The organism is Streptomyces sp. NPDC002935, from assembly GCF_040611295.1.
GTDB lineage: Bacteria > Actinomycetota > Actinomycetes > Streptomycetales > Streptomycetaceae > Streptomyces.
On sequence record NZ_JBEXNW010000009.1, the window covers coordinates 304,132 to 311,987 of the forward strand.

Annotated in this window: 5 protein-coding genes; 4 read left to right on the forward strand and 1 reads right to left on the reverse strand. The window is 73.0% G+C overall.

Annotation, left to right across the window (positions count from 1 at the left end):
* Positions 1-233: 233 nt before the first annotated feature.
* The 4 genes from hutU to hutI all read left to right on the forward strand — a co-directional run bounded on the left by hutU (position 234) and on the right by hutI (position 5,735).
* Positions 234-1,907: a urocanate hydratase gene (gene hutU / locus ABZX90_RS15345; protein ID WP_351134398.1), complete on the forward strand. Its 1,674-nt coding sequence runs from the start codon at positions 234-236 to the stop codon at positions 1,905-1,907.
* Positions 1,904-3,127: an allantoate amidohydrolase gene (locus tag ABZX90_RS15350; RefSeq protein WP_355205053.1), complete on the forward strand. Its 1,224-nt coding sequence runs from the start codon at positions 1,904-1,906 to the stop codon at positions 3,125-3,127. Before hutU ends, ABZX90_RS15350 begins: the two co-directional genes overlap by 4 nt.
* Entirely contained in the window at positions 3,124-4,482 is a 1,359-nt protein-coding gene (locus tag ABZX90_RS15355; protein WP_355205056.1) for a formimidoylglutamate deiminase, read from the forward strand. The genes ABZX90_RS15350 and ABZX90_RS15355 overlap by 4 nt, the downstream gene beginning before the upstream one ends.
* A 77-nt stretch (positions 4,483-4,559) precedes the next feature.
* On the forward strand, positions 4,560-5,735 hold the full coding sequence (hutI, locus tag ABZX90_RS15360; RefSeq protein ID WP_351134392.1) for an imidazolonepropionase: 1,176 nt from the start codon (positions 4,560-4,562) through the stop codon (positions 5,733-5,735).
* A gap of 73 nt (positions 5,736-5,808) precedes the next feature.
* Here the strand turns inward: hutI and ABZX90_RS15365 are convergent, their stop codons facing one another.
* Positions 5,809-7,383, reverse strand: coding sequence for a ricin-type beta-trefoil lectin domain protein (locus ABZX90_RS15365; protein WP_355205058.1), 1,575 nt, complete (start codon positions 7,381-7,383; stop codon positions 5,809-5,811).
* Positions 7,384-7,856 lie beyond the last annotated feature (473 nt).

Consider the following 7,856-nt stretch of genomic DNA (forward strand, 5'->3'; position numbering starts at 1 on the left):
GCCCCCGTTCGCTGCCGTGCCGCCCGAAGGCGCGCCCGAAGTCCCTGCCGAAGACATCGCAGCCCCACTCGCCCCGTCGCCCGCCGGATCCCCTGCCCTGTCCATGTCTGCGCCCATACATCCCAGCCAAACATCCGGGCGGAGGGCGCGCGGGGCCGTGCAGCTATTGACTAGCTCTATTCAAAGAGCCAGGATGTGAATATCTACAGCAACAGTTCGCTAGGAGGCAGACCATGTCAGGACCCCGCCCCGTCCGAGCGCCGCGCGGTACGGAACTGAGTGCCCTGGGATGGCAGCAGGAAGCCGCCCTTCGGATGCTGCAGAACAACCTCGACCCCGAGGTCGCCGAGCACCCCGACAAGCTCGTCGTCTACGGCGGCACCGGCAAGGCCGCCCGTGACTGGCGCTCCTTCGACGCCATGGTCCGCACGCTCCGGACCCTCAAGCAGGACGAGACGATGCTCGTCCAGTCCGGCCGCCCCGTCGGTGTCATGCAGACCCACGAGTGGGCCCCGCGCGTCCTCATCGCCAACTCCAACCTGGTCGGCGACTGGGCGAACTGGGAGGAGTTCCGGCGCCTGGAGGCCCTCGGCCTCACCATGTACGGCCAGATGACGGCCGGCTCCTGGATCTACATCGGCACCCAGGGCATCCTCCAGGGCACCTACGAGACCTTCTCCGCCGTCGCAGCGAAGAAGTTCAACGGCACCCTCGCCGGCACCATCACGCTCACCGCGGGACTCGGCGGCATGGGCGGCGCCCAGCCCCTCGCCGTCACCATGAACGACGGCGTCGCGATCTGCATCGACGTCGACCCGCGCGCCATCGAGCGCCGCATCGAGCACCGCTACCTGGACGTGAAGGCCGACTCCCTGGAGCACGCCCTCCAGCTCGCCGTCGAGGCCCGCGACCAGCGCAAGCCGCTCTCCATCGGCCTGCTCGGCAACGCCGCCGAGCTGCTGCCGCGGATGCTCGCCGAGGGCGCGCCCATCGACATCGTGACCGACCAGACCTCGGCCCACGACCCGCTCGCCTACCTCCCCGTCGGCATCGACTTCGACGACATGGCCGACGCGGCCGCCAAGGACCCGGCGGGCTTCACCACCCGCGCCCGCGAGTCCATGGCCCGGCACGTCGAGGCCATGGTCGGCTTCATGGACGCCGGCGCCGAGGTCTTCGACTACGGCAACTCCATCCGCGGAGAGGCCCAGCTCGCCGGGTACGACCGCGCCTTCGCCTTCCCCGGCTTCGTCCCCGCCTACATCCGCCCGCTCTTCTCCGAGGGCAAGGGCCCCTTCCGCTGGGCGGCCCTGTCCGGCGAGGCCTCCGACATCCACAAGACGGACAAGGCGATCCTCGACCTCTTCCCGGAGAACGAGTCCCTGCACCGCTGGATCAAGCTGGCCGGCGAGCGTGTCCACTTCCAGGGCCTGCCCGCCCGTATCTGCTGGCTCGGCTACGGCGAGCGCGACAAGGCAGGCGAGCGCTTCAACGACATGGTGGCCTCCGGCGAACTCGCCGCCCCCCTCGCCATCGGCCGCGACCACCTCGACTGCGGCTCCGTCGCCTCCCCGTACCGCGAGACCGAGGCCATGCTCGACGGCTCCGACGCGATCGCCGACTGGCCGCTGCTGAACGCCATGGTGAACGTCGCCTCCGGCGCCTCCTGGGTCTCCATCCACCACGGCGGCGGCGTCGGCATGGGCCGCTCCATCCACGCGGGCCAGGTCTCCGTCGCCGACGGCACCAAGCTCGCCGGCGAGAAGATCCGCCGCGTGCTCACGAACGACCCCGGCATGGGCGTCATCCGCCACGTCGACGCCGGCTACGACATCGCCGAGTCCGTCGCGGACGAGCGCGGTGTGCGCATCCCGATGCGCGAAGGCAGCGAGGGTGACGACGCGTGACCTTCCACAGCATGTGGGCGGAGCTGCTGCCGATCGGCCGCAGCTCCGCCTCCGGCGGCTACCGCCGGTTCGCCTGGAGCGGGGCCGACACCGAGTGCCGCGCCTGGTTCCGGCAGCAGGCCGAGTCCCGCGGACTCACCTACGAGCTCGACCGCAACGGCAACCAGTGGGCCTGGCTCGGTGACCCCGCCGAACGGGACGCCGTGGTCACCGGGTCCCACCTGGACTCCGTGCCCGACGGCGGCGCCTTCGACGGCCCCCTCGGCGTCGTGTCCTCCTTCGCCGCGCTCGACGAACTCCGCGCCCGGGGTGTCCGGTTCGCCAAGCCCCTCGCCATCGTCAACTTCGGCGACGAGGAGGGCGCCCGGTTCGGGCTCGCCTGCGTCGGCTCCCGGCTGGCGGCCGGGCAGCTCACCGTCGAGCAGGCGCACCGGCTGACCGACGCCGAGGGCATCACCCTGCCGCAGGCCATGGAGCGCGCCGGGTACGACCCCGGCGCCATCGGCCCTGACCCCGAGCGGCTCGGCCGGATCGGCGCCTTCGTCGAACTGCACGTCGAGCAGGGCCGCGCCCTCGACCTCAGCGGCGACCAGGTCGGCATCGCCAGCGCCATCTGGCCGCACGGCCGCTGGCGCTTCGACTTCCGGGGCGAGGCCAACCACGCGGGCACGACCCGGCTCGTGGACCGCCACGACCCGATGCTGTCGTACGCGCAGACCGTCCTCGCCGCCCGCCGCGAGGCCCAACTCGCCGGTGCTGTCGCCACGTTCGGCAAGATCGCGGTCGAGCCGAACGGGGTGAACGCCATCCCCTCCCTCGTCCGCGGCTGGCTCGACTCCCGCGCCGCCGACCAGGTGACCCTCGACACGGTCGTCACCGGCGTCGAGAAGGCGGCCCGCGAGTACGCGGACGCCCAGGGCGTCGAACTCGACGTGATCCGCGAGTCGTTCACCCCCGTCGTCGAGTTCGAGCACGCCCTGCGCGACGAACTCGCCCGCATCCTGGGCAAGGAGCGGGACGCCGTCCTGAGCGTCCCCGTTCTGGGTACGGGGGCCGGACACGACGCCGGAATCCTCTCCGGGACCGTGCCGACCGCCATGCTGTTCGTACGCAACCCCACGGGTGTCTCGCACTCCCCGGCCGAGTACGCCGCCGAGGACGACTGCGTGGCCGGGGTGACCGCACTCGCCGACGTACTCGAAGGGCTGGCCTGCAGGTGACGCAGACGTACTGGCTGGAACACGCCTGGCTCGACACCAACGTCGAGCCGGGCGTCGCCGTGACCGTGTCGACCGGCGGCTCCGGAGCCGGGGCGCAGGGCCGTGTCACCGACGTCCGTACGGGTGTCGACACCCCGCCGCCGGGCGCCGAGATCCTCCGCGGACTCACCCTCCCCGGCCTCGCGAACGCCCACTCGCACGCCTTCCACCGCGCCCTGCGCGGCACCGTCCAGGTCGGCTCCGGCACCTTCTGGACCTGGCGCGAGATCATGTACTCCTTCGCGGACCGGCTGACCCCGGAGACCTACCACGCGCTGGCCCGCGCGGTGTACGCGGAGATGGCACTCGCCGGAGTCACCGCCGTCGGCGAGTTCCACTACGTGCACCACGCCCACGACGGCACCCCGTACGCCGACCCCAACGCCATGGGCGAGGCGCTCATCGCCGCCGCCGCAGAGGCCGGCATCCGCATCACCCTGCTCGACACGGCCTACCTCTCCTCCGGCTTCGGGCAGCCCCCCAACCCGCACCAGCGGCGCTTCTCCGACGGCACGGCCGACGCCTGGGCGGAACGCTCTTCACTTCTCAAGGACCAAGATCACGCACGGATCGGTGCGGCGATCCACTCCGTACGGGCCGTGCCCGCCGGACAGCTCGCCACCATCGCCCGCTGGGCCGAGGAGCGGCGCGCCCCGCTCCATGTGCACCTGTCCGAGCAGACGGCGGAGAACGAGGCCTGCCAGGACACCCACGGCTGCACTCCCACCCGGCTGCTCTCCGACCACGGCGTCCTCGGCCCGCGCACCACCGGCGTCCACAACACGCATCTCACGGACGAGGACATCGCCCTGCTCGGCGGCTCCGGCACCGGCACCTGCATGTGCCCGACCACCGAACGCGACCTCGCCGACGGCATCGGCCCGGCCGTCGCCCTCCAGCGCGCGGGCTCACCCCTCTCGCTCGGCTCCGACAGCCACGCCGTCATCGACCTCCTCGAAGAGGCCCGCGCGATGGAGCTGAACGAGCGGCTGCGCACCCGCACCCGCGGTCATTGGACGGCCGCCTCCCTGCTGCGCGCCGCCTCCGCCGACGGCCACGCTGCCCTCGGCTGGGACGACGCGGGCAGCATCGAGACCGGAGCGCTCGCCGACTTCACGACGATCGCCCTCGACTCGGTCAGAACAGCGGGACCGCTGCCACGCCTCGGCGCCGAGACAGCCGTATTCGCGGCCACGGCGGCCGATGTCCGGCACACGGTCGTGGCGGGCCGGCAGGTCGTACGCGACGGCGCGCACACCCTCGTACCGGATGTGCCGGCAGCTCTCGCGGACGCCGTCGAAGCCCTGCGCGCCTGACACCCGCCCGCGGGCGCGGGCGAGGCACTGCGCGCCCGACGCCCCCCACCAGCAGTCCCGTCACCCCTGAGGACGCCATGAGCAGCACGACCGTCATCACCAACATCGCCAGTCTGGTCACCAACGATCCCTCCCTAGGCGACGGTTCCCCCCTCGGTCTGATCCAGGACGCGGCCGTCGTCATCGACGGCGACCGCATCGCGTGGACCGGTGAATCAAGCAAAGCACCCGCCACTGACAACAGGGTCGACGCCGGTGGCCGCGCGGTGATCCCGGGCTTCGTCGACTCCCACTCGCACCTCGTCTTCGCCGGTGACCGCACCCAGGAGTTCAACGCCCGGATGTCGGGCCGCGCGTACAGCGCGGGCGGCATCCGCACCACCGTCGCCGCCACCCGCGCCGCCTCCGACGAGGAGCTGGAGCGCAACCTCACGCGCTATCTGCGCGAAGCCCTCCGCCAGGGCACCACGACCTTCGAGACCAAGTCGGGCTACGGCCTGACCGTCGAGGACGAGGCCCGCGCGCTGCGCATCGCCGCGTCGCACACCGACGAGGTGACCTACCTCGGCGCGCACATCGTCTCGCCGGACTACGCCGACGACCCGGCCGGCTATGTCGCCCTGGTGACCGGCGAGATGCTCGACGCCTGTGCCCCGTACGCCCGTTGGGTGGACGTCTTCTGCGAGAAGGGCGCCTTCGACGGCGACCAGGCGCGGGCGATCCTCACGGCGGGCAAGGCGAAGGGCCTGCACCCGCGGGTGCACGCCAACCAGCTCTCGTACGGCCCCGGTGTCCAGCTCGCGGTCGAGCTGGACGCGGCGAGCGCCGACCACTGCACGCACCTGACGGACGCCGACGTGGACGCCCTCGCGAGCGGCGACACCGTGGCGACCCTGCTCCCCGGCGCCGAGTTCTCCACCCGCGCCGAGTGGCCGAACGCCCGCCGGCTGATCGACGCGGGCGTCACGGTCGCGCTGTCCACGGACTGCAACCCCGGCTCGTCCTTCACCTCGTCCGTGCCCTTCTGCGTCGCGCTCGCGGTACGCGACATGCGGATGACTCCGGACGAGGCCGTGTGGTCGGCGACCGCGGGCGGCGCGAAGGCCCTGCGCCGGGACGACGTCGGCCGTCTCGCGCCGGGCGCGTACGCGGACCTGGCCCTGCTGGACGCCCCCAGCCACGTCCACCTCGCCTACCGTCCGGGCGTCCCGCTGGTCACCGGAGTCTGGCGGCGAGGCGTCCGCGAGGTCTGAGCCGCCACACTCCGACGGCGTTTCCTGGGCGGTGGTCCGCCGGGCAGTGGGGGCGGAGCCCTGAGGGGTGCTGTCAGGTGGCGCCCGCGCGCCAGCGCTGCCCCGTGCCCCCGTTCAGCGGCACCAGCGACAGCCCGCCGTCGCCGTCCGGCGTGACCGCCGTCTCGATGGCCACGGCCGGACGGATGACGCCGTCGTCGTCGACGGTGAACCGCAGGTTGTCGCCGTGGTCGCCGTCGAGCGAGGAGCACTCCCAGATGCCCACGCCCTTCTCGACGGAGCCGCGGCTGTCCAGGCAGAAGTCGCTGTCGGCGGCCGACCGGAGGGCGCCGAGGTCGGCGTCGACGCGCCAGCGCTGGGTGGAGGACGATGTGCAGGGCGCCGTGACGACGTCCGTGCCCTTCTCCAGATCGCCGTCGCGGATGTCCAGGCACAGGCCCGAGGCGACGTTCACGACCTGGGCGTAGTCGCTGCCCGGCGGGCGGAACGTGACGGTCGGGGTCGGCTTCGGGCTCGGTGACCTCGGCGGCGCCGAACGGTGTGTCGGGGAGGGCGACGCGGAGGTCGCCGACGGAGTGGGCGAGGGCGCGGCGGCCGACGGGGTGACCGGGATCGTCGCCGTCACCGTCACGGGAGGCTGGTTCGACGGCGTGGAGACCGAGCCCGCCGTGTCCGTGGAGGGCGAACCGCCCGAGGAGAGCAGGAAGAACAGGATCGGCGCCAGGGCCACGCCGAGTGCCGCCGCCGAGGTCAGGACGAAGCGACGGGAGGGCGGCCAGGGCAGCACCGACGCCCGGGAGCCGTTGCGGGGTTCGGGCGGGACGGGTCCTGCCGCGGACACGTCGTTCGTGACATACGCCGTACCCGCCCAGGGCAGCAGGCCCTCGGCCAGTGCGGAGCGCGGGTGGTCCCGTAGAGCGGTCAGTTCCCCGTACGCGGCCGAGCAGTGCCCGCACTGGGCCATGTGGGCGTGCAGATCGGTGCTGGAGCGAGGGTTGTCGGGCCGTACCGACTCCTCGATCAGCCGGCGGAAGTCCCCGCAGCGCGGATCGTCGGAGGCGGCCAGCCGGGACTTCAGACAGGCCTGGCCCAGGGACTGGAGCGCATGGTCCGTGCCGTACGTGACGTCCTCGGGGGTGAGGCCGAGCAGGACCGCGGTCCGTTCCGCGGGCTCGCGCTCCACGACCGCGTACCAGATGAGGCCCTGCGCACGGGACGGGAGGGACTGGAAGGCGGGGAGCAGGGACGGGACGGGACCGTCGGGGCCCGCCGTGCTGAGCACGAGGAGCAGACCGGGGTCGAGACCGGCGGCCCGCTGGTCCCGGGCCCACGAGGCGGCCACCCGCCCTGCCAGCAGCAGGAGTTGGTGCCGCCACGGGACGCTCGGGTCGGTGCCGCGTGCCGTCTCGCGGGCCGCGAGGGTGAAGGTCTGCGCGGCGAGCTGTCCGGCCCCGGACTCGCCGGTGGTGCACAGCCGGGCGTAGGCGAGGACCGAGGCACGGTGGCGTCCGCGGAGCTCCTGGAGGGCCGTGTACGCGGTCGAGGTGCCGGCCCGCAACAGCTCGGTCAGCCGCGCGTCCGAGGCGTCCGTGGGCAGCCCGTTGCCCTCGGCCGCGCCGGTTCTGTCGGCCGGGTCGCCCTGCGCCATGTTCGTCCGCCTCCCTGCACCTGGTGCGTCGTGCACCCCGTCCTGACGTACCAGCCAGTTTGGGGTGCCCATAGTGACGGGGATGGCCCTTTGGGGGAAAGAGCTGAAGAGTGGATTCTTCGCGGATCCGCGCCGAACTTCCGCTGCGCGGCGCCGAAGTTCTCCCGAGACCGGGCGGACGGCCGGAGGAGAGACCTGGAGACCGGGGCGGACAGCCGGAGCGGGTCCCGGAGACGGGGGCTGACGGACGGAGGGGAGTCCCGGGGACGGGGGCTGACGGACGGAGGGGAGTCCCGGGGACGGGGGCGGACAACTGGAGGGGAGTCCCGGACACCGGGGCTGACGGCCGGAAAAACGGAGCGGTGGGGGGGCGGCGGGGGCGGCGCCGGGCGGAGCGGGGCGGGCGGGGGGGGGCCGCCCGGACAGTCCGCGGCGGGGGGTGCGGTTGGGGGGGGCGACCGGGGGGGGGACGG

Bases quoted from the DNA above. Each gene is read 5' to 3' on its own strand.
- hutU (WP_351134398.1), top strand. From the start codon at position 234: ATGTCAGGACCCCGCCCCGTCCGAGCGCCGCGCGGTACGGAACTGAGT.
- hutI (WP_351134392.1), top strand. From the start codon at position 4,560: ATGAGCAGCACGACCGTCATCACCAACATCGCCAGTCTGGTCACCAAC.
- ABZX90_RS15365 (WP_355205058.1), bottom strand. From the start codon at position 7,383: ATGGCGCAGGGCGACCCGGCCGACAGAACCGGCGCGGCCGAGGGCAAC.